This window comes from Pseudothauera rhizosphaerae (assembly GCF_004801305.1).
GTDB classification, from domain to species: Bacteria; Pseudomonadota; Gammaproteobacteria; order Burkholderiales; family Rhodocyclaceae; genus Pseudothauera; species Pseudothauera rhizosphaerae.
Genome location: NZ_SSOD01000010.1, coordinates 120,041 through 145,097, shown reverse-complemented (window position 1 = coordinate 145,097; position 25,057 = coordinate 120,041). Strand labels below are relative to the sequence as shown.

The 25,057-nt window shown below is 68.4% G+C and carries 20 protein-coding genes; 10 read left to right on the top strand and 10 right to left on the bottom strand.

The features are described from left to right. Nucleotides 1-181: 181 nt before the first annotated feature. The 6 genes from acs (at nucleotide 182) to E6O51_RS13725 (ending at nucleotide 10,148) form a co-directional block, all read left to right on the top strand. On the top strand, nucleotides 182-2,152 hold the full coding sequence (gene acs, locus E6O51_RS13750; RefSeq protein WP_136385564.1) for an acetate--CoA ligase: 1,971 nt from the start codon (nucleotides 182-184) through the stop codon (nucleotides 2,150-2,152). A 249-nt stretch (nucleotides 2,153-2,401) separates the two neighbouring features. Beyond that, on the top strand, nucleotides 2,402-2,599 hold the full coding sequence (locus tag E6O51_RS13745; RefSeq protein WP_136385563.1) for a hypothetical protein: 198 nt from the start codon (nucleotides 2,402-2,404) through the stop codon (nucleotides 2,597-2,599). A gap of 13 nt (nucleotides 2,600-2,612) precedes the next feature. Next, a complete protein-coding gene (locus E6O51_RS13740) occupies nucleotides 2,613-5,381 on the top strand; it encodes a sensor histidine kinase (RefSeq protein ID WP_136385562.1) in 2,769 nt (922 codons plus the stop codon). 18 nt (nucleotides 5,382-5,399) lie between these two features. After that, nucleotides 5,400-5,771 carry a response regulator transcription factor gene (locus E6O51_RS13735; RefSeq protein ID WP_136385561.1) on the top strand — a complete coding sequence of 124 codons (372 nt, stop codon included), beginning with the start codon at nucleotides 5,400-5,402 and terminating at the stop codon, nucleotides 5,769-5,771. 3 nt (nucleotides 5,772-5,774) lie between these two features. After that, nucleotides 5,775-7,967, top strand: a complete 2,193-nt coding sequence (locus E6O51_RS13730) for a 3'-5' exonuclease (protein ID WP_136385560.1) — start codon at nucleotides 5,775-5,777, stop codon at nucleotides 7,965-7,967. A gap of 141 nt (nucleotides 7,968-8,108) precedes the next feature. Beyond that, a complete protein-coding gene (locus E6O51_RS13725; protein ID WP_136385559.1) occupies nucleotides 8,109-10,148 on the top strand; it encodes a sodium:solute symporter family protein in 2,040 nt (679 codons plus the stop codon). 30 nt (nucleotides 10,149-10,178) lie between these two features. Here the strand turns inward: E6O51_RS13725 and E6O51_RS13720 are convergent, their stop codons facing one another. Together E6O51_RS13720 and E6O51_RS22100 are read right to left on the bottom strand one after the other, a co-directional pair. Further along, a complete protein-coding gene (locus tag E6O51_RS13720; protein ID WP_136385558.1) occupies nucleotides 10,179-10,607 on the bottom strand; it encodes a hypothetical protein in 429 nt (142 codons plus the stop codon). Next, complete coding sequence (locus E6O51_RS22100) at nucleotides 10,604-11,542, bottom strand: pilin (protein ID WP_211091405.1); 939 nt, start codon at nucleotides 11,540-11,542, stop codon at nucleotides 10,604-10,606. Before E6O51_RS22100 ends, E6O51_RS13720 begins: the two co-directional genes overlap by 4 nt. Before the next feature lie 276 nt (nucleotides 11,543-11,818). Here E6O51_RS22100 and E6O51_RS13710 point away from each other — a divergent pair, with 276 nt between their 5' ends. After that, nucleotides 11,819-13,306 carry a sensor histidine kinase gene (locus E6O51_RS13710; RefSeq protein ID WP_136385557.1) on the top strand — a complete coding sequence of 496 codons (1,488 nt, stop codon included), beginning with the start codon at nucleotides 11,819-11,821 and terminating at the stop codon, nucleotides 13,304-13,306. Nucleotides 13,307-13,315: 9 nt separating this feature from the next. On the opposite strand, the gene E6O51_RS13705 is transcribed toward E6O51_RS13710, so the two are convergent. The 3 genes from E6O51_RS13705 to E6O51_RS13700 are packed head-to-tail and all read right to left on the bottom strand — an operon-like array spanning nucleotide 13,316 to nucleotide 15,605. Continuing rightward, the gene (locus E6O51_RS13705; protein WP_136385556.1) at nucleotides 13,316-15,001 is read right to left on the bottom strand and encodes a GspE/PulE family protein; all 1,686 of its coding nucleotides are present in this window, start codon (nucleotides 14,999-15,001) and stop codon (nucleotides 13,316-13,318) included. Further along, nucleotides 15,001-15,168, bottom strand: a complete 168-nt coding sequence (locus tag E6O51_RS21900) for a hypothetical protein (RefSeq protein WP_168735276.1) — start codon at nucleotides 15,166-15,168, stop codon at nucleotides 15,001-15,003. Before E6O51_RS21900 ends, E6O51_RS13705 begins: the two co-directional genes overlap by 1 nt. A gap of 26 nt (nucleotides 15,169-15,194) precedes the next feature. Beyond that, entirely contained in the window at nucleotides 15,195-15,605 is a 411-nt protein-coding gene (locus E6O51_RS13700) for a response regulator transcription factor (RefSeq protein WP_211091404.1), read from the bottom strand. Nucleotides 15,606-15,820: 215 nt separating this feature from the next. Between E6O51_RS13700 and E6O51_RS13695 the strand changes: the two genes are divergently transcribed. Next, entirely contained in the window at nucleotides 15,821-18,019 is a 2,199-nt protein-coding gene (locus tag E6O51_RS13695; RefSeq protein WP_136385555.1) for a putative bifunctional diguanylate cyclase/phosphodiesterase, read from the top strand. 7 nt (nucleotides 18,020-18,026) lie between these two features. Here E6O51_RS13695 and E6O51_RS13690 read toward each other — a convergent pair whose 3' ends face one another. Beyond that, entirely contained in the window at nucleotides 18,027-18,641 is a 615-nt protein-coding gene (locus tag E6O51_RS13690) for a hypothetical protein (RefSeq protein WP_136385554.1), read from the bottom strand. Nucleotides 18,642-18,837: 196 nt separating this feature from the next. Between E6O51_RS13690 and asd the strand changes: the two genes are divergently transcribed. Both asd and E6O51_RS13680 read left to right on the top strand, forming a co-directional pair. Beyond that, on the top strand, nucleotides 18,838-19,689 hold the full coding sequence (gene asd / locus E6O51_RS13685) for an archaetidylserine decarboxylase (RefSeq protein WP_136385553.1): 852 nt from the start codon (nucleotides 18,838-18,840) through the stop codon (nucleotides 19,687-19,689). A 31-nt stretch (nucleotides 19,690-19,720) separates the two neighbouring features. Beyond that, nucleotides 19,721-20,323, top strand: coding sequence for a class I SAM-dependent DNA methyltransferase (locus E6O51_RS13680; RefSeq protein ID WP_136385552.1), 603 nt, complete (start codon nucleotides 19,721-19,723; stop codon nucleotides 20,321-20,323). A 19-nt stretch (nucleotides 20,324-20,342) separates the two neighbouring features. Here E6O51_RS13680 and E6O51_RS13675 read toward each other — a convergent pair whose 3' ends face one another. The 4 genes from E6O51_RS13675 to E6O51_RS13660 all read right to left on the bottom strand — a co-directional run bounded on the left by E6O51_RS13675 (nucleotide 20,343) and on the right by E6O51_RS13660 (nucleotide 25,032). Further along, nucleotides 20,343-21,284 carry a hydroxyacid dehydrogenase gene (locus E6O51_RS13675; protein WP_136385551.1) on the bottom strand — a complete coding sequence of 314 codons (942 nt, stop codon included), beginning with the start codon at nucleotides 21,282-21,284 and terminating at the stop codon, nucleotides 20,343-20,345. Between the two features lie 14 nt (nucleotides 21,285-21,298). Continuing rightward, entirely contained in the window at nucleotides 21,299-22,309 is a 1,011-nt protein-coding gene (locus E6O51_RS13670) for an ABC transporter substrate-binding protein (RefSeq protein WP_136385550.1), read from the bottom strand. Between the two features lie 318 nt (nucleotides 22,310-22,627). Further along, a complete protein-coding gene (locus E6O51_RS13665; RefSeq protein WP_136385549.1) occupies nucleotides 22,628-23,860 on the bottom strand; it encodes a CaiB/BaiF CoA transferase family protein in 1,233 nt (410 codons plus the stop codon). Then, the gene (locus E6O51_RS13660) at nucleotides 23,857-25,032 is read right to left on the bottom strand and encodes an acyl-CoA dehydrogenase family protein (RefSeq protein WP_136385548.1); all 1,176 of its coding nucleotides are present in this window, start codon (nucleotides 25,030-25,032) and stop codon (nucleotides 23,857-23,859) included. The genes E6O51_RS13665 and E6O51_RS13660 overlap by 4 nt, the downstream gene beginning before the upstream one ends. Nucleotides 25,033-25,057 lie beyond the last annotated feature (25 nt).

Genomic DNA, 25,057 nt, shown 5'->3' with positions numbered 1-25,057 from the left:
TGCACCGGCCCCGCACCGGGCTATGCTGCAGATGCGGCCCTGTAAGTCGTGTGTAAGATACATATTCTTCAATAGTGCCCAGTTCGCGGCAGCAGGCGAAGTCGATCCAAGACTGGTCCAACCAGCAACCCGTCAGACAACGGGACAAAATCAACCTGATGAACGGTTAGGAGAGGAAAGCATGTCCAACGAGCAACAAACTCGTGTGTACCACCCGTCCGCAGAGGTGGTTAAGAACGCCGCGGTTTCCGGCATCGACGCCTACAACGCGCTGGTCAAGGAGGCCGAACAGGACTACGAAGGCTACTGGGCCCGCCAGGCGCGCGAACTGGTCGATTGGAAGGTGCCTTTCACCCAGGTGCTGGACGAAAGCAACGCCCCCTTCTTCAAGTGGTTCGCCGACGGCAAGCTCAACGTCTCCTACAACTGCCTCGACCGCAACATCGAGAAGGGCCTGGGTGACAAGGTCGCCATCATCTTCGAAGCGGACGACGGCCACATCACCCGCGTCACCTACAAGGAGCTGCTCGCCAAGGTGAGCAAGTTCGCCAACGCCCTGCGTTCGCTGGGCGTCAAGAAGGGCGACCGGGTGGTCATCTACCTGCCCATGTCGATCGAAGGCGTGGTCGCCATGCAGGCCTGCGCGCGCATCGGCGCCACCCACTCGGTGGTGTTCGGCGGCTTCTCCGCCCACGCCCTGCGCGACCGCATCAACGATGCCGGCGCGGTGACCCTGATCACCGCCGACGGCCAGTTCCGCGGCGGCAAGGCCCTGCCGCTGAAGCCCATCGCCGACGAAGCGCTGGCCCTGGGCGGCTGCGAGACCATCCGGAACGTCATCGTCGTCAAGCGCACCGGCGGCGATGCCAGCTTCGTGGCCGGCCGCGACCTGTGGTACCACGAGGTCGTCGCCAACCAGCCCGAGACTTCCGAACCGGAGTGGGTCGAAGCCGAACACCCGCTGTTCCTGCTCTACACCTCCGGCTCCACCGGCAAGCCCAAGGGCGTGCAGCACTCTACCGGCGGCTACCTGCTGCATGCCATCCTGACGATGCAGTACACCTTCGACATCAAGCCGGACGATGTCTTCTGGTGTACCGCCGACATCGGCTGGGTGACGGGCCACACCTACATCACCTACGGTCCGCTCGCCACCGGCAGCACCGAGATCGTGTTCGAGGGCGTGCCCACCTACCCGGACGCCGGCCGCTTCTGGAAGATGATCCAGGACCACAAGGTCACCGTGTTCTACACCGCGCCGACCGCCATCCGCTCGCTGATCAAGGCTGCCGACGCCAACCCGGCGGCGCATCCGAAGAACTACGACCTCACCAGCCTGCGCCTGCTCGGCTCCGTGGGCGAGCCGATCAACCCGGCGGCCTGGGAGTGGTACTACGAGAACGTCGGCGGCAGCCGCTGTCCCATCGTCGATACCTTCTGGCAGACCGAGACCGGCGGCCACATGATCACTCCGCTGCCGGGCGCGACCCCGCTGGTGCCGGGTTCGTGCACGCTGCCCTTCCCGGGCATCCAGGCCGCGGTGGTGGACGAGACCGGTACCGAAGTGCCCAACGGCCAGGGCGGCATCCTGGTCGTCCAGCGTCCGTGGCCGTCCATGATCCGCACCATCTGGGGCGATCCGGAGCGCTTCAGGAAGTCCTACTACCCGGACGACTTCAAGGGCAAGCTGTATCTGGCCGGTGACGGCGCCATCCGCGACAAGGACACCGGCTACTTCACCATCACCGGCCGCATCGACGACGTGCTCAACGTCTCCGGCCACCGCATGGGCACGATGGAAATCGAGTCCGCGCTGGTCGCCCACGAGAAGGTGGCCGAAGCCGCCGTGGTGGGCCGCCCGGACGACCTGACCGGCGAGGCCATCGTCGCCTTCGTCGTGCTCAAGGGCGCGCGCCCCACCGGCGAAGCCGCCGCGGCCGTCGTCAAGGAACTGCAGAACTGGGTCGGCCACGAGATCGGCCCCATCGCCAAGCCCAAGGACATCCGCTTCGGCGAGAATCTGCCCAAGACCCGGTCCGGCAAGATCATGCGGCGCCTGCTGCGTCAGCTGGCCAAGGGTGAGGAGATCACCCAGGATACGTCGACCCTCGAGAATCCGGCGATCCTGGATCAACTGAAGCACTCCGTCTAAAGAGCGGAGTTTCCGGTGACCGGCCCGCCAGAGGCCGGCCCGGCGGAACAGAAGGAGGCACGCCGGTTCCTGCCGGCAGTGGGAGGAGAAGGGCGCGCCGCAAGACGCGCCCTTTTTTTCCGCTGTGCGGAACCGCGCACGCCCGGGCGCTTGCGCGCAATCGCTATAATCCGGGAACCCGCAATCGCGCCGAGGGCTGTGCTTTCCAGCATGCCCGCCGTGGCTTGCGCCCGATGATGGAGGCAACCGATGCGCAGAGGGCTTGCAGGGCAGCGGCTGGTTGCGGCATTCCTCGCCGGCACGCTGCTGTTCAACTACCCCGTGCTGTCGCTGTTCGACCGGCTCGAAACGGCGTTCGGCCTGCCGCTGCTGTACGTGTACGTGTTCGCGGCCTGGGCGGTGCTGATCGCGCTGATCGCCTGGGTCGTGGAACGCGGCGCGCGCTGAGGGACGCACCAGGATGCTCTCCGGCGGGCTGATCGTCAGCGTTTCCTTCGCCTACCTGCTGCTGCTCTTCGCCGTGGCCTACTTCGGCGACCGGCGCGCGGACCAGGGGCGGTCCATCATCGCCAACCCGTGGACCTACGCCCTGTCGCTGGCGGTGTACTGCACGGCGTGGACCTATTTCGGCAGCGTGGGGCGGGCGGCTTCGGGCGGGGTGTGGTTCCTGCCCATCTACCTCGGCCCCACGCTGGGCTTCGCCCTGTCCTGGCTGGTCATCCTGAAGATGATCCGCATCGCCAAGACCTACCGCATCACCTCCATCGCCGACTTCATCGCCTCGCGCTACGGCAAGAGCCACCTGCTCGGCGGGCTGGTCAGCATCATCGCGGTGGTCGGCACGGTGCCCTACATCGCGCTGCAGTTGAAGGCCATCTCCAGCGGCTACGCGCTGCTGATCGGCGAGCACGACGCCGCCTACCGCAGCATCCACGCCGGTTCCTGGCTGCAGGACAGCACGCTCTACATCGCGCTGCTGCTGGCGGTGTTCACGGTGCTGTTCGGCACCCGCCACCTGGACGCCACCGAACGCCACGAGGGCATGGTGGCGGCCATCGCCTTCGAGTCGGTGGTCAAGCTGGTGGCCTTCCTGGCGGTGGGCCTGTTCGTCACCTACGGCCTCTTCGACGGTTTCGGCGACATCTTCGCGCGCGCCTACGCCGACGCCGACCTCGCGGGGCTGTTCACGCTGGACGGGGCAGGGGGCAGCTATGGCGGCTGGTTCGCGCTCACGCTGCTGGCGATGCTGTCGGTGATCTTCCTGCCGCGCCAGTTCCAGGTCACCGTGGTGGAAAACGTCAACGAGCAGCACCTGCGCCGCGCCACCTGGCTCTTTCCCGCCTATCTGCTGGCCATCAACGTGTTCGTGCTGCCCATCGCGCTGGGCGGGCTGCTGCTGTTCGGCCAGGGCGCGGTGGACCCGGACACCTTCGTGCTCACGCTGCCGCTGGTGCACGGCCAGAAGTGGCTCGCGCTGCTGGCCTTCGTCGGCGGCCTGTCGGCGTCCACCGGCATGGTCATCGTCGAGACCATCGCGCTGTCCACCATGGTGTGCAACGACCTGGTGATGCCGCTGCTGCTGCGCCTCTCCCGCTTCAAGCAGGCCGCCTCGCCGGACCTCACCGGCCTGCTCCTCGCCATCCGCCGCGGCGCCATCCTGCTGGTGCTGCTGCTCGGCTACGTCTATTTCCGCCTCGCCGGCGAGGCCTATGCGCTGGTGGCCATCGGACTCATCAGCTTCGCTGCCGTGGCCCAGTTCGCCCCGGCGATGCTGGGCGGCATGTACTGGCGCGGCGGCACGCGCGAAGGGGCGCTGGCCGGGCTGGCAGGGGGCTTCCTGCTGTGGACCTACACCCTGCTGCTGCCATCCTTCGCCAAGTCCGGCTGGCTGGATCCCGCCTTCCTGGAGCACGGCCTGTTCGGCCTGGCCTGGCTCAAGCCGGAGCAACTGTTCGGCCTGCAGGGGCTGGACAACATCAGCCACGCGCTGTTCTGGAGCATGGCCGCCAACATCGGCTGCTACGTGCTGGTCTCGGTGCTGCGCTCGCCCACCGGGCAGGAGGCCAGCCAGGCCACGCTCTTCGTGGACGTCTTCCGCCGCGGCCAGACCGCGATGCCGGCGAGCTTCTGGCGCGGCAGCGCGGAAGTCTCCGATCTGCTGCCGCTGGTGGCGCGCTTCCTCGGCACGCGGCGGGCGATGGATGCCTTCAACGATTACGCCCGTACCCGCGGCGTCGCGCACGTGCAGGAACTGAAGGCCGACGCCGGCCTGGTGCATTTCGCCGAAACCCTGCTGGCCGGCGCCATCGGCAGCGCCTCGGCGCGGGTCATGGTGTCGTCGGTGGTGCAGGAAGAGCCGCTGGGGCTGGACGAGGTGATGAACATCCTGGACGAGGCCTCCCAGGTGCGCGCCTATTCCCACCAGTTGGAGGAGAAGTCCCGCGCGCTGCAGGCCGCCACCGACGAGTTGCGCCGCGCCAACGAGCAGTTGAAGGAACTGGACCGCCTCAAGGACGACTTCATGTCCTCGGTGACCCACGAACTGCGCACGCCCCTGACCTCGATCCGCGCCTTCTCCGAGATGCTGCACGACGACCCGAGGATCGATCTGGCCGAGCGCACGCGCTTCCTCGGCATCATCGTGTCGGAAACCGCGCGCCTGACCCGGCTGGTCAACCAGGTGCTGGACATGGCCAAGATCGAGTCGGGCCATGCCGAGTGGCACAATACCGACATCGACATGCGCCAGCTCGTGGAACACGCGGTGGGCACCACCGCCCAGTTGTTCCGCGACCGCGGCGCGGCGGTGGAGCTGAGTCTGCCGGATGCGGTGCCGCTGCTGCGCGCCGATCACGACCGCATGGTGCAGGTGATGCTCAACCTGCTCTCCAATGCGGCCAAGTTCGTGCCGGCGGGCGAGGGCAGGGTCAAGGTCGCGCTGACCCACGGCGGCGGCGAACTGCGCGTGGACGTGGCTGACAACGGCCCCGGCATTCCGCCCGAATCCGCGGCGGTGATCTTCGAGAAGTTCCGTCAGGGCGGCGACCAGCGTTCGCGCCCGCAGGGCACCGGGCTGGGGCTGCCGATCAGCAAGCAGATCGTGGAGCACTTCGGCGGGCGCCTGTGGGTGACGTCCAGCCCGGGCGAGGGAGCCACCTTCTCCTTCGTCCTGCCGCTGGCCGAAGGGGCGGCGGAATCCGCAGCCGCAGCCCACAATGAAATAGAATAGCAGGCGGGAGAGAGGCACATGACCAAGAAAATACTGATCGTCGACGATGAGCAGAACATCGTCATTTCGCTGGAATTCCTGATGAAGCGCGAGGGCTACGAGGTCTCCATCGCCGGCGACGGCGAGGAGGCGGTGGCCCGCATCCGCCGCGAGGAACCGGACCTGGTCCTGCTCGACGTGATGATGCCCAGGAAGAGCGGCTTCGAAGTCTGCCAGGAGATCAAGTCCGATCCGGCGCTCAAGGCGGTGCGCATCCTGATGCTCACCGCCAAGGGGCGCGACACCGAGGTGGCCAAGGGCCTGGCGATGGGGGCGGATGCCTACATGACCAAGCCGTTTTCCACCAAGGAACTGGTGGAGAAGGTGCGCGCCATGCTGTCGGAGCGCTGATACATGCCGGCGCGCTCCCGCTTCATCCTCGCGGTGGTGGTGCTCGGGCTGCTGATGACCGGCCCCTTCCTGCTCACCGCCGCGCTGATCTGGGCGGAGACCGAGGGCGCCGGGCGCGACGCGCTGCTGCAGACCATCGCCCCCCACCTGCCGCTGGGCACTCTGATCACCGCCGCCGGCTACGCGCTGGGGGTGGTGGTGGTGCGCAACCTGTTCCGCCAGTACGTGCAGGGATTCGAGCGCCTGGGCGAGCAACTGCGCCTGATGCTCGGCACCAACCGCAACTTCCGCGTCGAACCGTCCGGCCCGCCCGAAGTGCGCGCCGTGATCAGCGTCGCCAACGAACTCGCCCAGCAGCGCGACGTGATGATGGACGACGTGGAGGCGCAGATCGAGCGCGCCAAGGCCCGCGTCGAGGAAGAGAAGAACCGCCTCGCGGCGCTCATGTCCGAGCTCACCCAGAGCGTGGTGGTGTGCAATCTGGACGGCCGCATCCTGCTCTACAACAACCGCGCGCGGGCCCAGTTCCGGGCGCTCTCCGAGGCGCCGGGGGTGGCCGGCGGCGGCGAACTGATCGGCCTGGGACGGTCCATCTACACCGTGTTCGAGCGCAACCTGATCGCCCACGCGCTGGAAACCATCCAGCAGCGCCTGCGCCGCCATGCGGTGCAGCCAGTGTCCAACTTCGTCACCACCACCCGCAGCGGCCAGTTGATCCGCGTGCAGATGTCGCCGGTGCTGTCCGCGCCGGAAGCGCCCGCCGAAGGCGGGGAGGGCGGCGAGGGCAGCGAACGGGTGGCGACCGGCTTCATCCTGCTGCTGGACAACATCACCCGCGACTTCGAAAGCGAATCGCGCCGCGACCAGATGATCCACACGCTGACCGAGGGCAACCGGGCGTCGCTCGCCAACGTGCGCGCCGCGGCCGAAATGCTGGACTACCCCGACCTGCAGGGCGAGCTGCGCGAACGATTCAGCAAGGTCATCCGCGACGAGGTGCAGTCCATGAGCGCGCGCCTGGACGGCGCGGCCACCGAGTTCGCCGACGCCCTCAAGTCCCGCTGGCCGCTGGAAGACATGCTGGGCGCGGACCTGGTGGCCGCCGCGCAGCGCCGCATCGAGACCCTGCTGGGCCTGCCCACCAAGGAGGACGAGGTCGACCCCTGCCTGTGGATCAAGGTGGACAGCTTCTCCCTGCTGCAGGCGCTCACCTATCTCGCCAGCCGCCTCTCGGACGAGTTCGAGGTGCGCGAAGTGCGCTTCCGCCTCTCCGGCTCGGGCCGCCTGGTGCACCTGGACCTGATCTGGTCCGGCCAGGCCATGAGCACCGAAACCGTGATGAGCTGGGAGCTGGAGCCCATGCGCATCGCCGGCGAGAACAGCCCGCTGGCGGTGCGCGACGTCATCGACCGCCACGGCGGCGAGATGTGGCTGGAGCGCGAGAAGGTGCGCCACCGCGCCTTCTTCCGCATCCTGCTGCCGGCCGCGGTGCCGCGCGAGGAGCTCGACCTGGGCGCCGGTTTCAAGAGCGAGAGCCGGCCCGAGTACTACGACTTCGACCTGTTCTCCTGGGCCGACCGCGCCCATGCCCTGGACGACCGCCTGCTCGCCGAGCTGGCCTACACCGTGTTCGACACCGAGACCACCGGGCTCAACCCCTCGGAAGGCGACGAGATCGTGCAGATCGGCGCCACCCGCGTGCTCAACGGCAAGCTGCTGCGCCAGGAATCCTTCGAGCAGCTCGTGGACCCGCGCCGCCCCATGCCGCGCCCGGCCTCCGAGATCACCGGCATCACCCCCGACATGCTGCGCGGCCAGCCGCCCATCGAGAAGGTGCTGCCCGCCTTCCACGCCTTCGCTGCGGACACCGTGCTGGTGGCGCACAACGCCGCTTTCGACATGCGCTTCCTGCAGTTGAAGGAAGGCATCACCGGGCTCGCCTTCGACCAGCCGGTGATCGACACCCTGCTGCTGTCGGCGGTGGTGCATCCCAACCAGGAATCCCACAGCCTGGACGCCATCGCCCAGCGCTTCGGCCTCACCAACGACGGCCGCCACACCGCGCTGGCCGACGCCGTGGTCACCGCGGAAGTGCTGATCAAGCTCATCCCGCTGCTCGCCGAGCGGGGTATCCGCACCCTGCGCGACGCGCGCGAAGCGGCCGAGAAGACCTACTACGCGAGGCTCAAATACTGATGCCGGTGCCTACGCTCAGGGAAGCGCCAAACGACTCCGTTCGCCCTGAGCTTGTCGAAGGGCGTTTCCCGGCTGCCGAAGGGCTTCGACAGGCTCAGCCCGAACGGTTGGGAGCGGATCGGCATTTTTCGGCGGAGTGCGATGAGTAGCGGCTCGCAGTTCTCGCACCAGTTGCGCCGGTACTACATCTGGTACACCGGCTGCTTCGTGCTCTTCATCATAATGCTCGCCATCGGCGAGTACCTGGGCATGTCCCAGGCGGCCATCGGCCACGTCTTCCTGTTCGCCACCATCGTCATCTACGCCGGCATCGGCGTCATGAGCCGCACCTCGGACGTGTCCGAGTACTACGTGGCCGGGCGCCGCGTGCCGGCGATGTTCAACGGCATGGCCACCGCCGCCGACTGGATGAGCGCGGCCTCCTTCATCGGCCTGGCGGGCACGCTGTACTTCGCCGGCTTCGAAGGGCTGGCCTTCGTCACCGGGTGGACCGGCGGCTTCGTGCTGGTGGCGCTGCTGCTCGCGCCCTACCTGCGCAAGTTCGGCCAGTACACCATTCCCGACTTCCTCGGCGAACGCTACCAGGGCAACTTCGCCCGCCTGGTCGCGCTGGGTGTGGCGGTGCTGGCGAGCTTCGTGTACCTCGTCGCGCAGATCTACGGCGTGGGCCTGGTGGTGAGCCGCTTCGTCAGTGTGGAGTTCGAGATCGGCCTCTTCACCGGGCTGGCCGGCGTGCTGGTGTGTTCCTTCCTCGGCGGCATGCGCGCCGTCACCTGGACCCAGGTCGCCCAGTACGTCATCCTCATCATCGCCTACCTGGTGCCGGTGGTGATCCTGTCCTACAAGGTCACCGGCATCCCGGTGCCGCAGGCGGTCTACGGCACCGTGCTGAGCAAGATCAGCGAGCGCGAGGAAGAACTGCTGGTCGAGAAGAGCGAAATCGAGGTACGCCGCCAGTACGGCCACCGCGCCGCGGACTACGAACGCAAGATCGCCCAACTGCCCCTGTCGCTGGACGCCGAGCGCACCGCCCTCATCGAACGGCTCAACGCCCAGCGCCGGGAGAACGCCCCCGCGCGCGACATCGCCCACACCGAACGCATGCTGCGCGACCTGCCGCGCACCGCCGAGGACGCCCGCGCGCGCTGGGAGAAGGACCGCGTCGCCGCGCTCGAACGCGCCCGCCCGCCGCCGCGCCACGCCGAGGCGCATCCCGGCGACACCCCCGAGGAATCCGCCATCGCGCGCAACAACTTCCTCGCCCTGGTCTTCGTGCTCATGGTCGGCACCGCCGCGCTGCCGCACATCCTGATGCGCTACTACACCACGCCCACCGTGGCGGACGCGCGCCGTTCGGTGCTGTGGGGGCTGTTCTTCATCTTCCTGCTCTACGTCACCGCGCCGGCCTACGCGGTGTTCGCCAAATGGGAGGTGTACAGCAACCTGGTGGGCTCCAGCCTCACCGACCTGCCCAACTGGGTCGCTTCCTGGGGCAAGGTCGGCATGGTCGCCATCGAGGACCTGAACGGCGACGGCATCCTGCAACTGGCCGAACTCACCATCGACACCGACGTCATCATGCTCGCCACCCCGGAGATCGCCGGCCTGCCCTACGTGGTGGCGGGCCTGGTGGCTGCCGGCGGCCTGGCCGCCGCACTATCCACTGCGGACGGACTGCTGCTCACCATCTCCAACGCGCTGGGACACGACCTCTACTACAAGATCATCAATCCCCGCGCCTCCACCCACCGGCGGCTCCTCATTTCCAAGTCGCAACTGCTGGTGGCCGCGGTGGTCGCCGCCTGGGTGGCGTCGCTGCGCCCGGACAACATCCTGTTCATGGTCGGTCTTGCCTTCTCCATCGCCGCCGCGGCGTACTTCCCCGCGCTGGTGCTGGGCATCTTCTGGAAGCGCGCCAACCGCGCCGGCGCCGCCTGCGGCATGCTCGCCGGCCTCGGCATCACCCTCTACTACGTCGCCGCCACCCACAGTTTCTTCGGCGGCTCCATGGACAACGCCTGGCTCGGCATCGCTCCCATCGCCGCCGGCGTCTTCGGCGTGCCGCTGGGGTTTGCGACCATCATCGCCGTCAGCCTCGTCACCGCGCCGCCGCCGAAGGAAATCCAGGATCTGGTGGATTTCGTGCGTTATCCGCAGTTGCCGGGGGGCGAACAGCACTGACGGCGCGGCGAATCGGACCGATGTCCGTTGCTACCGGGGCCGAGGCTGGGAAGGCTCCGGCCGCGGGCCGGCTTCGAGCCCGTCGTCGTCCGCGATGCGCAGCTCGAAATCCGACGGGTGCGCAACGTACTCCACCTGCAGCCCGGCCGGGAGGACGATGGCGTCGTCCAGCCTGGCCGGGTAGCGGCCGTTGCGGCGCGCGTAGTCGCGCACCGCGTTGTCGGCAAGGCGCAGGATGGCCTCGCGCCCTTGCGCCAGGTCGGCCTCGCTCGGCCCCGACGGCCACGGATTGAAGGGGCTGAGCCAGCCGCCCGCCAGCGCGGCCAGGCTGAGCACGAGCAGGACCGGCAGCAGCAGGCGCTGCGGCGGCTTTCGGGCCGGCGGCAGTTCGAGGCCAGGCGTTTCGTCCCTGGCCTCGACGGTGAGATCGTTCCAGTCCTCGGTGGGCTTCGTGCTCATGATGGCGCGGGGATCCGTTGCACCGGCTTCACCCCGTCCCACTTGACCGCGGGATCCGTGGGCCAGTAGTAGAAGACATCGGCAACTTCGAAGCGCGTCGCCGTCACGCCCTCGACCCCTGGGCCGGCCAGCGGCAGGCCGGAGAGGGAGAAGGTCGCGCAGCCGTCGACGATGGGTACCTGCGTCAGCCAGGAGCGCTCGGTGGTCTGGCCGTCCCAGGTGCGCACTTCCTGCACGACGCGGATCTGCACCTGCGCATTGAGGTCGCTCGCCAGCGGCTTGCCGTCGCTGCCGCCGAGGCATACGCGCGCCTCGGCCTCCCAGCCCGAGCCCTGCTGCGTCGCTTCCGCGCTGTCCCAGCCTGTCGTCTTGTCGCCGGCGGCGGGCGGCACGGGCGGGGCAACGGGGGGTTCCGTGATCGTCCCGGGGGGTGGTACGGGCGCCGCCGCGTCCCCGCCGGGGCCGACATCCAGCGGGAAATACAGCATGTTCTCCGCCAGCCAGATCTTGTCGCCTTCTCTGTGCGGCAACATGATACGCAGCATGCGCAGGCGGCGTTGCCCCCGCCCGTTGCCGGCGGCTGCGATGAGCGCGTAGACGTCCCGGTCCGGGAAGCCTGCGAAAGTGCCGGCCGGCGCCTTCACCAACTGCAGCGTCGTGTTGTCGAGCTGGTTGAACTCGGAGCGGCTGAGCAGCGTGGCGAGCGCCGGCGGCACCTCGCCGGGGACGCTGCCCGCCTGCAGTTCGGTGCGGCCGCCGGCCCAGGTTTCGATGCCGACGACGATGCGGATGTGGCCGTAGTCGGTCAGCGTCTGCGCGATCTGGCCGCGGATCACGTAGATGTCGTAGGCGCCGATCGCCAGTGCGGCGAGGATGCCCATGATGGCGATCACCATCAGCAACTCGATCAGCGTGAAGCCCCGGTACGTGCTCATGGAGCCACCGTTCCCCATTGCCGGACGTCGCCCTGCACCCGGCCGCGGCCGGGATGCACCCTTGCCCCCGCGAAGACCGGTCGGCGCGGGGCGGTCTTCTGGAAAAAGTGTAGTACACCTGCGAAACGTATCCATCTATAAAAAGAACACGCCCATATGAAGGCCCCATTGTTCCCATGAAGCGGCGTCCCGCGGGCGGAACCGACCGCATACGGAAACCGGCGGCGGCCGCGAAGGCTGGCGCCGGTTCGATGCGGGTCAACCGAGGTACGAGGCATGGACCTGGCACAGAACAAGCTCACCGAGATCACGTTCCAGCTCATCGTCGATTCGGCGCCCGGCTCGATCGTGCTGGTCAACGGCGAGGGATTGATCGCCTATGTCAACAGGCAGTGCGAGAACCTGTTCGGCTACAGCGCTCAAGAACTGATCGGCAAGCCTGTCGAGGAACTGATCCCCGAGCGGTTCCGCCAGGGGCATGGTGCGCTGCGCACTGCCTATGCACGGGCGCCGACCTTGAGAAGCATGGGCATCGGCCGCGAACTGTTCGCCCTGCGCAAGGACGGCACGGAGTTCCCGGTGGAGATCGGCCTGAACCCGCTGGTGCTGGTGGACGGCATCTGGATCCTGGCGACCATCATCGACATCACCGAACGCAAGCAGGCCGAGGCGCGCTTCCGGAAGGTGGTGGAGTCCGCACCCAGCGCGATGATCCTGGTCAACCAGAACGGCCTCATCACCCTGGTGAACCAGCAGGCTGTCACGCTTTTCGGGTATGCGGAGAGCGAGATACTCGGGCAGCCCGTGGAGATTCTGCTGCCCGATGAACTGCGCGGCCACCACGGCGCGCTGCGGGACTCGTTCTTCGCGAATCCGCAGACGCGCTACATGGGCTCCGGGCGCGACCTGCTGGCCCGGCGCAAGGACGGCACGGTGTTCCCGGTGGAGGTCGGGCTGAATCCGATCCAGACGGAAGGCGGCGTGGTCGCCCTGGCGTCCGTCGTGGACATCACGGCACGGCGGGTGCAGGAAGAATTGAGGGCCAAGAAGGAGGCCGCGGAGGCCGCCTACAAGGCCAAGGGCGAACTGCTCGCCATCGCCAGCCACGACCTGAAGAATCCGCTGGCGGCGATCGCCGGCCTGGCCGAGATCCTGCTGGAGATGAAAAAGGGCGAGCCGACGGCGTCGCAGCAGGATCTGGAGTTCCTGCAGAACATCTACGACGCTTCCAACCACATGTCGGAGGTCGTCAAGGGCATTCTGGAAAGCGAGGGCATCGAGCAGCTGGGGCTCGCCTTCGACGAAAAGGGCGTCGACCTCAGCGCGCTGGGTACCGAACTGGTCCGCTACAGCCAGAGCATGGCGAAGCGCAAGCGCATCCGCCTGGTGGGCGACATCCAGCCGGACATCGTCGTCCGGGGCGACGCGACCCGGCTGCGCGAGGCGCTCGACAACTACGTCAGCAACGCCATCAAGTATTCGCCGCCGGACAAGACGGTGGAGGTCACGCTGGCGACCGTGGCCGACGGGGCGCAGGTCGAGTTCGGCGTGCGGGACCAGGGCCCGGGCCTGAGCGACGACGACAAGGCCAAGCTCTTCGGCAAGTTCCGGAAGCTCAGCGCGAAGCCGACCGGCGGCGAGTCCTCGACGGGCCTCGGGCTGTCCATCGTGAAGACCATCATCGAGCTTCACCAGGGCACGGTCGGCTGCGACAGCCGGCTCGGCGAGGGCGCCTACTTCTGGGCCCGCCTGCCCAGGAACTGACGGCAGGGCCTATTCGGCCGTGACCCGGTCCACCTCTTCGACCGTTGTCAGTCCCTGCATGGCCTTCATGATGCCGTCGTAGCGCATCGACCTGAAGCCCTGGCGCACGGCTTCCCGCTGCATCTCCAGGAACGGCGCCCGGCTGGTGATCAACTCGCGGATGAGGTCGGTCAGGATGAAGATCTCGTGGATCGCAACCCGTCCGGCATAGCCCGTGTGGTTGCAATGCGTGCAGCCCCTGCCGCGATAGAAGTAGACCGGTGCGTGCGAGCGGTTGTAGAAGATCCGGTCCAGCACTTCCTCCGACGGTTCGTAGCGCTCCTTGCAGTGCTCGCAAACCCTGCGCACCAGACGCTGCGCCAGCACGCCGATGACCGCCGGCGCCACCAGGAACGGGTCCACGCCGATCTCGATCAAGCGGCTCACGGCCTGCAGCGCGTTGTTGGCGTGCATGGTCGCCATCACCAGGTGGCCGGTCTGGGCGGCCTGGGCCGCGATCCGTGCCGTCTCCAGATCGCGGATCTCGCCGATCAGCACCACCTGCGGGTCCTGGCGCAGGATGGCGCGCAGCACCTTGGCGAAGTCCAGGCCGATCCCGGCGTTGGTCTGGATCTGCGTGAGGCCGTCGATCCGCAGCTCCACCGGGTCCTCGACCGTGACGATGTTGATCTCCGGGCGGTTGATCGCGGAAAGTGCCGAGTACAGCGTGGTCGTCTTGCCGGAACCGGTGGGGCCGGTCACGAACAGCACGCCGTTGGGACGCTTGATGAGCCGGTTGAGCAATTGCCGGTTGCGTGTGGACAGGTCGAGCTGGTCGAAGGGCCTGGCCAGTTGATCCGAAGAGCCGATGGCGCGGATGACGGCCTTTTCCCCGAACACGGTCGGCACCGTGGACAGGCGGAAATCGAAGCTGCGGTGGCGCAGCACCAGGGAAACCCGGCCGTCCTGGGGCTGCCGGCGCTCGCTGATGTCGAGATTGGCCATGATCTTCAGCCGCGAAATGACCGGCGGAATGGCCTTCCTGTTGAGTCTGAGCAGCGTCTGCAACTGGCCGTCGATGCGCAGGCGGACATCCAGGGATTTCGCCATGGGCTGGACGTGGATGTCGCTCGCATTGTGCTGGATGCAGTAGAGGAGCAGCCCGCGGACGAGTTCGACGGCATCGGCCGACTTCGCCACCCGCTGCAGGTGCTCGGTGCTCATCTCCTCGCCCGCGCCCGCATCGAAGGCCAGTTGATCGGAGAGCTTCACCAGCGTGTCGCCGCTGCCGTAATGGATGTCGATGCTGTTCTCGATCTCCTGCGGGAAGGCGAACACCGCGCTCACGGGGCAGCCCATGAGCTTCTCCAGGTGGGAGATGAGCTGGGCATCCTCCGGATGCGCCATCGCCAGGGTCAGGGCCTCGCCCATCACGTAGACGGGAATGCAGTACTGCCGGCGCGCGATCTCCGGCGGCAGCCTGTCCAGCGCCTCGCGCTCGAACAAGGTCTTCTCGAGCGGCACGTAGGCCTTGCCGAGCGTGTCGCCGTACAGCTTGGCCAGTGCGTGCCTGTCCGCGGGGATCGCGAGAATCTCGAACAGCCGCTTCGCGACGTCGAAGTCCCTCCCGCCCGTTTCCTGGAGCAGCGCCTGCGCGTCGATCTCGTCGACCAGTCCGGCATCGATCAGGGCGCGTAGAAAAGGGGTTGCGGCCATCACTGAGACTCGCTGTCCGGGGGTTCGGCGCGCTTCTTCTTCTTGAAGAGCTGCGAGATGTCGTCCTGCCTGACGTCCTTCAGAACCGGCTTGGCACCCTCCGATTCGAGTTCTTCCAGCATCTGCCGGAAATCGATGCGGGACTCGTCGTCGTGCTGCTTCTCCATCACAGGGCAGGCTCCTGCAAAGGGGGTTACTCCCGGTGCGGGTCCACGTGGTCGCGCCACGTCTCCACCAGGAGCTTCCTCAGTTCCGCAACGGGTGTGTCCTTCCGGATGTACTGCGCCGCGCCCAGCTCGAGGGCCGATTCGATCGTCCCCATGTCGGACAGGGAAGTCAGCATGACGACCACCGCGCCGCCGTCGAAAGCCTTGATCTCGCGCAGCGCCGCCAGGCCATCCTTCACCGGCATGTTCACGTCGAGCAGGACGACGTCCGGCCGCTGCTCCTTGTAGAGCAGCACGGCTTCGGCGCCGTTCTCGGCCTCGCCGGCCACGTCGGCGCCGAGCGTCGTCAGGACCGCCTTGATGAGCTGCCGGATGTGCCTTTCGTCATCCGCCAGCAGGACACGGACTTTGCGCGATTCGATGTTCGTCCCCTCCACGAGGATGGTGCCCGGTAATATCCATCCCAGCATAGTACATGGATGAACAAGGTTCTCTTCCCGAGCCGCCGGGTTCCGGAACCTCCGGCCGCCCCGGCCTTCAGAGGAGTATCCCCGTCCGCTTTCGAAGAAGAAATCGGTCACGATGCCGGCATCGGAGGTTTGTTAACCTTCCAGCCATTCGCCGCCCAGAGCGAACACCGGAGGAGACGGCCATGAAGTGTCCCCCTGAACTGGCCACGGAGAAGGAAAGGCTGGCAGCCCTGTCCGCCTACGGGCTGGGCAGCGACCGGCCCCTGCCCAGCCTGGACCCGGTGGTCCAGATCGCCGCACGGATGTTCGGCATGCCCGTGGCGGCGGTGAACATGATCGGCAGCGATCACGTCTTCTTCGCCGCCAGCACCGGGCTGGAGGGGGCGACGGTCGACATGGGCCGCGACGTGTCGTTCTGTGCCCATGCCATCACTCAGGACGAGGTGATGGTGGTGCCCGACGCGAGGCTGGACGAGCGCTTCCACGACAATCCGCTGGTGACGGGGTCGGCCAACCTGCGCTTCTATGCCGGGGTGCCGCTGCGCTCGCCGGAGGGGCATGCCCTGGGGGCGCTGTGCGTGATCGACGGCAGGCCCCATGACGATTTCTCGCCGGAAGACCGCGCACGCCTGCGCGATCTCGCCAGGATGGCCGCCGACCGGCTGGAACTGCGCCGCGTGGAGATTTCGACCGAGCAGGCCAAGCCGCCTTTCGACGAGTTCGCGCGGAATTCGCCGACCGCCGTCATATGGTTCGATGAGCGCGGGCGTGTGGTGGCATGGAACGATGCGGCGGCTGCGCTGTACGGCTACGGCGCGGACGAAGGCGCGGACAGGGCGGTGGAAACGCTGGTCGCCGCGCGCGACCGGCCCGCGCTGGGCGATCTGATCGCACGCGCCGTGGCGGCCGGTTCGGTGGATGGGCTGGTCATGCCGCAAGGGCTGCACGGCCTGCGCAGGGACGGCACGGAGTTCCTGCTCGGCCTGTCCCTGTTCTGCTGGCGCGACCAGGGGCGCCTGACCTTCAATGCCCACCTGCAGGATCTGACCGCGCGCCGCCGCAAGGAAGAGGAACTGCACCGGATGGCGAATACCGACATCCTCACCGGGCTCGCCAACCGCGCGAGTTTCTACCGGCGCATGGAGGAAACGCTGATGCGCCCGTCGGCGGCCGCGGCCCTGATGATCGATCTCGACCACTTCAAGGACGTGAACGATACGCTGGGCCACGCGGTGGGCGACGGCATCCTGCGCGAAGTCGCCCGCCGCCTCGAGCGGGCGGCCGGACCGGATGGCGTGGTGGCGAGGATCGGCGGGGACGAGTTCGCCATTCTGCTGCCCGGCGTATCGAGCCCGGAGCGGGCCGCGGAGTTCGCCCGCCTCGCCATCGCCCGGGTGGCGGAGCCCATCGCCATCGACGGGCACGAGGTGCGCGTGGCGGCCAGTTGCGGCGTGGCGGTTGCGCCCGTCCACGCGCAGGAGGCGCTGGAACTGGTCGGCGATGCGGATCTCGCCCTGTTCAAGGCCAAATGCGTCGGCCGCGGACAGGCCTTCGTCTTCGTCACGGCGCTGCGCATGGAGGCCGTGGCGCGCCGGCTCTACAACATCGAACTGCACCGGGCGGTCAACGACGGCGAGTTCGTGCTGTTCTACCAGCCCCAGGTCCGCCTGGCGGACGGTTCGCTCACCGGCGCGGAGGCGCTCATCCGGTGGCGGCACCCGGAGCGCGGGCTGCTGTCGCCGGCCGCTTTCCTGCCTGCCCTGGAAAGCGGGCCGCTCGCCGCGGTGGTCGGCTTCTGGGTGCTCGACGAAGCCTGTGCCCAGGCGGCGCTGTGGCGCAGGCAGGGGGCCGGGGACTTCCGCATGGGGGTCAATCTGTCCGGCGCGCAGTTCCGCGTGAGCGATCTGGTCGCGGAGGTCGTCGCGGCCCTGGAACGGCACGGCCTGCCGCCGCAGGCGCTGGAACTGGAGATCACCGAGAACATCGTGCTCGATCACGACGATCTCGTGCTGGATGCGCTGCACCGCCTGCGGGCGCTCGGCGTCGGCATCGCCTTCGACGATTTCGGCACCGGCTACGCCTCGCTCAGCCTGCTCAAGCACTACCCGCTGAGCCGGATCAAGATCGACCGCTCGTTCGTGCAGGGCATGCATGAATCGGAGCGGGATGCTTCCGTGGTGCGCGCCATCCTCGACATGGCGCGCAGCTTCGGCCTGGAGACCATCGCCGAGGGGGTCGAGTACGAGCCCCAGCGCAGCCATCTGCACGGCTTCGGCTGCGAGGAGGGGCAGGGCTACCTGTTCGGCCGGCCGCTTCCCGCGCTGGAGTTCGCCGACGTCTTCGGGATCGGGCTGCCGGAGCGCACGGCCGCGCGGGCATAGACAGGCTTCAGCCTTCCATCCCGTACACCAGGATCACCGTGCCCAGGCGGGTGTTGAGGCCCTGGATGGGGATCACCAGTTGCCGCTCCGCCGGGGCGGCCGCGGGCTGCACGGTGACGTCGGGCACTTCCAGCAGGCTGGCGGGGAAGGCCGGCGGGAGCGGGGCGTCGACGAAGGCGCGGTCGCTGGAGACCAGCACCTTGCCGGCGGGGTCGGCGAGCAGGACGAGGCGGATGCGCTCGGCCTTGACCAGTTCGTTGAAGTACTGGTCGATCTGGTCCAGGTTGTTGCGGATCATGTCGCCGCGCACGGCCCAAGCCAGCGCGGTGCCGAACAGGGCATGGGTGGCGTCGCTGGTGCGCAGCACGGCGCTGCGCGCTTCCTCTTCGGCGGCGGTGCGCTGGCCGATCAGGGCCTGGCGCTCGGCCTCCACGCCGCGTTCCACGGTGGCCACCGAAAAGCTCTTCCAGGCGAACACGAGCAGGAGCAGCACCAGCAGTGCCAGGCTGACCCACAGGGGCAGCTTGATCTCGTTCAGCCGGGCGAGGGAGGCGCCGCGCTTGCGCGGCGGGAGCGGAAGAGGTTCAGGTGCGGATTCCGAGGCGGGCGATTTGTGTTCCATCGGTATTCTCCCTGGGTGTTGGCGGGCATCGCTGGATTCTAGTCCCCATTGCGCATGTCCGCCCATCAGGCCGGCACTGCCTTGCGCGGCAAGGCCGGCCTTGTACACCTCCGGCTTTGCCGCTTGCATCCCGTTGCGCCGGTGCGGCGCACGCTGCCGGTATAATCCGGCGCTCCCCACCTCCCGGATCGACAACGTGCCCGAACGCCTCGCCGTGCTGCTGCAATACCTCTTGCCCAAACAGGCGCTGACCGGACTCGCCGGGCGTTTCGCCGGCTGGCAGGGCGGGGCCGTCACCACCGCGGTGATCCGCTGGTTCGTGCGCCGCTACGGGGTGAACATGGCCGAAGCGGCCGAGCCGGACGTGGGCGCCTACCGCAGCTTCAACGAGTTCTTCACCCGGCCGCTGCGCGACGACGCCCGGCCGCCGGCGCAGGCCGATTTCCTGTGCCCGGTGGACGGGGCGATCAGCCAGTTCGGCGCCATCGAGCGCGACCAGATCTTCCAGGCCAAGGGCCACCGCTATTCCACCGCCGCGCTGCTGGGGGGCGATGCCGAACTCGCGGCGCGTTTCCAGGACGGCAGCTTCGCCACCCTGTACCTGAGCCCGCGCGACTACCACCGCATCCACATGCCCTGCGCCGGGCGGCTGAAGCGCATGATCCACGTGCCAGGGGCGCTGTTCTCGGTGAACCCGGCCACCGCCCGCGGCGTGCCGGGTCTCTTCGCGCGCAACGAGCGGGTGGTGTGCGTGTTCGAAGGGGAATCCGGCCCCTTCGCGCTGGTGCTGGTGGGCGCCACCATCGTCGGCAGCATGGCCACGGTGTGGCACGGCGTGGTGAATCCGCCCCGCTCGGGCACGCTGCGGGAATGGCGCTACGACGAGACTCCGGTGGAGCTGGACAAGGGCGCGGAGATGGGCCGCTTCCTGCTCGGCTCCACCGTGGTGATGCTCTTCCCGCGCGGCACCATCGCCTTCAATCCCGCCTGGCAGCCCGCTGCGGCGATCCGCATGGGCGAGGCGATGGGCGAACGTCCCGGCGCCTGACGTGCCGGCCAGACCACAGGAGTTGAGCACGATGAACACGTTCGACAACAAGGCCGCGAGCTGGGACGACGACCCCGCCAAGCGCGAGCGCGCGCATGCGGTGGCCGACGCCATCCGCGCCCGGGTGCCGCTGGGCCCGGCCACGCGCGGCTTCGAATTCGGTTGCGGCACCGGCCTGCTCGGCTTCGCGCTGCAGGCCGATCTGGGGCACGTCACGCTGGCGGACAACTCCGCGGGCATGCTGGCGGTGCTGCGTGACAAGATCGCTGCCGCGGGCATCGGCAACATGACGCCCATCCGCTTCGAACTCGGTGCGGACGATGCGTCCACCGCGGGCTACGACCTGGTGTTCTCGCTGATGACCCTGCACCACGTCGCCGACACGCGGCGCGCGCTGGCCGATCTGCACGGCCTGCTCGCGGCGGGCGGCCATCTGTGCATCGCCGACCTGGACGCCGAGGACGGCTCCTTCCACGGCGAAGGCTTCGACGGGCATTGCGGTTTCGGCCGGGAGTCCCTGGGCGGGCTTGCGGAGGCGGCCGGTTTCGCCTCGGTGCGTTTCGACACCGTGTTCCACATCGATAAAGCGGGGCGGCGCTACCCGGTGTTCCTGATGGTGGCGCAGCGGCCCTAGCCGCGGTTCCGGCAGACGGTCAGGCCGGGCTCGACAGGCTGTTGCGCACCTGTTCGGCAACCTGGGTGCCGATGCGCCGGTTCGCTTCCCGGGTCAGGCCGGCCACGTGGGGCGTGAGCCACACGTTGGGCAGGCCCGCCAGCGGCGAGCCGGACGGCAGCGGTTCGTGGGCGAAGACGTCGAGCGCAGCCCCGCTCAGGTGGCCGCGGCGCAGTGCGTCGGCGAGTGCCGCCTCGTCGACGATGCCGCCGCGGGCGGTGTTGATCAGCACGGCACCGGGGCGCATGCGGGCCAGTGTGTCGCGGCCGAACAGTCCCCGGGTGGCGGGATTCAGCGGCAGATGCAGGGAGACGGCATCGGCGCGCGCGAGCAGCGTGGGCAGATCCACGCATTCCACGCCGGAGGACTGCCAGACGGGGGCGTCGGGGCCATGGGCGGGATCGTAGGCGACGACCCCCAGCCCGATGGCGCGCGCCAGCCGCGCCGTGCGCTGGCCGATGTCGCCGAAGCCCACCAGGCCCAGCGTCCTGCCCGCGGCCTCGCCGCCGTTGCCCAGGGCTGCACGGGGCCAGGCGCCCGCCGCCACCTCCGCGGTGGCACCGTAGCTGCCGCGCAGCGTGACCAGGGTCATGGCCAGGGCGTATTCGGCCACGGCCTGGGCGTTCGCGCCTGGCGCGTGATGGACGGCGATGCCGCGTGTGCGGCAGGTGTCCAGATCGATGTTGTCCAGTCCCACGCCCAGCCGGCCGATGACCCGCAGTGCCGGGGCCCGGGCCAGCAGTTCGGCCGTAACCTGGGTGCGGTTGCGCACGATGAGGGCCCGGGCGCCGCCGATCAGGCGGTGCAGTTCCGCGGGCGATTCGAACAGGTCCGGGTCGTAGTGGACGGCGAAGTCCTGCTGCAGCGCGCGGACGCCGCCGTCGTCCATGTACTCGGCGATCAGCACGAAGGGCCTGGGCATGGCGCGTCCGGCGCTCAACTGCCCGGCAGGCTGTGGGCTTCCTCGAAGAAGTAGTCCTTCCACGAGCCGGCCTTGTTCTTCAGCACGCCGATGTTGTGCAGTTCGGTGGCATAGACGAAGGTCTGCTGCGGCACGATGGTGAAGTCGTTCTCCGGGTCGTCCAGGATCTTGCGGACGAATTCCTCGGACAGCCTGGACTTCTGCTGGCGGATGAAGAGGCGGGCGGCTTCCGCCTTGTTGTGGCGCAGCCATTCCGAGGCTTCCACGAGGGCGTCGTAGAACGCCTTGTAGGTCTTGGGATTCTCGCCGCGGAATTTCTCCGTGGTGTAGAGCACGCAGAAAGTGGCCGGGCCGCCGAGGATGTCGTAGGAACTGAGCACCTTGCGGATGTTCGGGTTGGCTTCCAGGGCCTGGTAGTAGAAGGGCGCGCTGGAGAAGTGCGCGTTCACGTCCAGGCCGCCGGAAATCAGCGCCGCGGTGGCTTCCGGGTGGGGCAGGCTGACGGAGATGCGGTCGTAGCGGTTGAAGTTTTCCTTGCCGAACAGGCGGGCCGTCTCGATCTGCAGCGTGCGCGACTGGAAGCCGACGCCGGCGGCCGGCACGGCGATGCGGTCCTTGTCGCCGAAGTCCGTCAGGGTCCTGACGTTCGGGTTGTTGGTGAGCAGGTAGTTGGGCAGCGAACCCAGCGCCGCCACGGCCTTGACGTTCTGCTTGCCGCGGGTGCGGTCCCACAGGACCAGGGCCGGCGGCACGCCGGCGGACACGATGTCCAGATTGCCGGAGAGCAGGGCCTCGTTCATGGCCGTGGCGCCGGAGAGCTTGGCCCATTCCACCTGGATGTCCAGCCCCGCCTTGCGGCCGTGCTTTTCCACCAGTTGCTGGTCGCGCAGCACGTCCAGGACCAGATAGGTGATGCCGAACTGCTGGGCGATGCGGATGCGCCCTTCGGCCTGGGCGGACAGGCTGCCCGCGGCCAGGACCAGGCCGGCGGCCAGGGCGGCGGTGTGACGCAGGAAACGCTTCATGATCGGTGTTCCTTTCGGGATGGCGGGGTCGGCGATGCCCGCGGCAGTCTAGGGAGGGGGCGGGAGGACGGGAACCGAGAAATTCGGATTTGCATATCAGTTGCTCCACCGCGCCCGGCGCGACCCACGACGCATGAAACGGGGTGGCTGTGCTCCCTCTCCCCTCGCGGGAGAGGGCCGGGGAGAGGGGGCGCTCGATGCAGGCACGGCGCCCGTCCCAGCCCCCTCTCCCCAACCCCTCTCCCGCGAGGGGAGAGGGGCTTGCGCACGGTGCAGGCATGGTGTGTTTCATTTCAGCCCTTGCTGCGCGGGCAGGCTTCATGCCCCCTCGGCGACGACCCCGGCGGCGATCAGCGCGTCGATCTCCTGCGGCGGCAGTTCCAGCACTTCGGCGAGGATTTCCCGGCTGTGGGCGCCCAGGCGGGGCGGGGCGCGGCGGTAGGTGACCGGCGTGGCGTTGAGCCGGATGGGGTTGGCGACCAGGGGCACGCTGCCGCCTTCCACCTCCTCGTCGGCGAGGTCCACGCGGGCGCCGCGGAAACGGGCCTGCGGGTCGGCGAAGGCTTCGGACACGGTGTTCACCGGGCCGGCGGGAATGCCCAGGGCTTCGCACTGGCCGAGCCAGTGGCTGCGTTCCCGGCGGCGGGTGAGGTCCTTCAGCAGCGGGATCAGCGTGTCCCGGTGCTCCAGGCGCGCCGGGTTGGTGGCGTAGCGCGGATCGTCGGCCAGTCCGGGCCGTTCCAGCAGGCCGCACAGGCGGCGGAACTGGCCGTCGTTGCCCACCGCCAGGATGAAATGCCCGCCGCGGGCGGGAAAGACCTCGTAGGGCACGATGTTGGGGTGGGCGTTGCCCAGTCGGGGCTGGTCGCGGCCCGAGAGCAGGTAATTGGTGCCGGCGTTCACCAGCCAGGCGAGCTGGGTGTCGAACAGGGCCAGGTCGATGTGCTGGCCTTCGCCCGTATGCTCCTTGTGGCGCAGGGCGGCGAGGATGGCGACCGCGGCGTACATGCCGGTCATGACGTCGGCGATGCCCACGCCGGTCTTCATGGGCGGGCCGTCCGGTTCCCCGGTCAGGCTCATGATGCCGCCCATGCCCTGGATCAGGAAATCGTAGCCGCTGCGCGTGGCGTAGGGGCCGGTCTGGCCGAAGCCGGTGATGGAGCAGTAGATCAGCCCGGGCAGGGTCTCGTGCAGGCTGGCGTAGTCCAGGCCGTAGCGTCCCAGCGTGCCGACCTTGTAGTTCTCGATCAGCACGTCGCTGCGCGCGGCCAGCCGGCGGACCAGGGACTGGCCTTCGGGGCGGGAGAGGTCCACGGCGATGGAGCGCTTGTTGCGGTTGGCGCACAGATAGTAGGCGCTCTCGCCGGTGGGCTTGCCGTGCCGGTCGCGCACGAAGGGCGGCCCCCAGCGCCGGGTGTCGTCGCCCTCGCCGGGCTTTTCCACCTTGATCACTTCCGCGCCCAGGTCGCCCAGCAACTGGGCGCAGTTCGGGCCAGCCAGGATGCGCGACAGGTCGAGGACGCGGACGCCCGCCAGCGGCCCGCCGCTCACGGGCGCCCCGCGTCGGGGAAGATGCAGCGGGCGATCATGTTGAGCTGGGCCTGGGAGGTGCCGCCGCCGATCTGGAACATGCGCACGTCGCGCAGCATGCGTTCCAGCGGCAGGTCCCGCGAGTAGCCGGCGGCGCCGAACATCTGCAGGGATTCGCTGACCACGTCGAAGGCGTTGTGGGCGGTGAACACCTTGGCGATGGAGGCTTCCTCCATGTCCGGCAGCATCACGTTGTTGGGCAGGTGGCGGGCGTTGCAGGCGGCGCGGTGGATCAGCAGGCGGGCGGCCTGCAGCCTGGCCTCGCCGTGGGCCGCCATCCAGCGCAGGCCCTGGTAGTCGGCCAGCTTGCGGCCGCCGGAAGTGCGCTGCTGCATGTAGTCCACCGCCAGCTCGTGGGCGCCGCGGGCGATGCCCAGGGCCACGCAGGAGGCGCCGATGCGCTGGGCGTTGTAGCCGTTCATCAGCTTCTTGAAGCGGTCGCGCGGGTCGGCCGGCACCAGGTTTTCCTTGGGTACCCGGCAGTTCTCGAAGATCAGCTCGGTCTCCGGGATGCCGCGCAGCCCCATGGCGTCCTCCACGCGGCCGAAGCGGAAGCCCGGCGTGCCCTTGTCCACCAGGATGCCGCCTATGCCCTGGTCGCGGCCGCCGCGGTCCACGATGCGGGCGAAGACGAAGTTGGTGCGGGCGATGCCGCCGCCGGTGATCCAGTGCTTGGTGCCGTGGATGACGTAGTGGTCGTCCTGCTCCACCGCGGTGGTGCGCAGGGCGGTCAGGTCCGTGCCCGCCTCGGGCTCGGTCATGGCGATGACCGGCTTGTCGCCCTCTTCGAGGATGCGGCGGGCGGTCTCGCGCTGCTGGGCCTCGCTGCCGTAGGCCATGATGCAGCCCAGCGCGCCCACGTTGGTCTCCACCACGATGCGGGCGGTGACACCGCAGTAGCGGGCGATCTGTTCGATGACCAGCGCCACGTCGATCAGCGGGCGTTCCTGGCCGCCGAAGCGGCGCGGGATGGTCATGCCCAGCAGGCCGGCCTGGCGCAGCACCTCCACGTTCTCGTGGGGGTATTCGTGGTTCCGGTCCCAGCGCGCCGCCTTGGGCGCGAAGACCTCGCGCCCCAGACGGTCGGCCAGCTCCACCAGGACCTGCTGTTCGCTGCTCAGGCTGAAATCCATGTCCGGCCCTTCCCGGTAGAAAAAC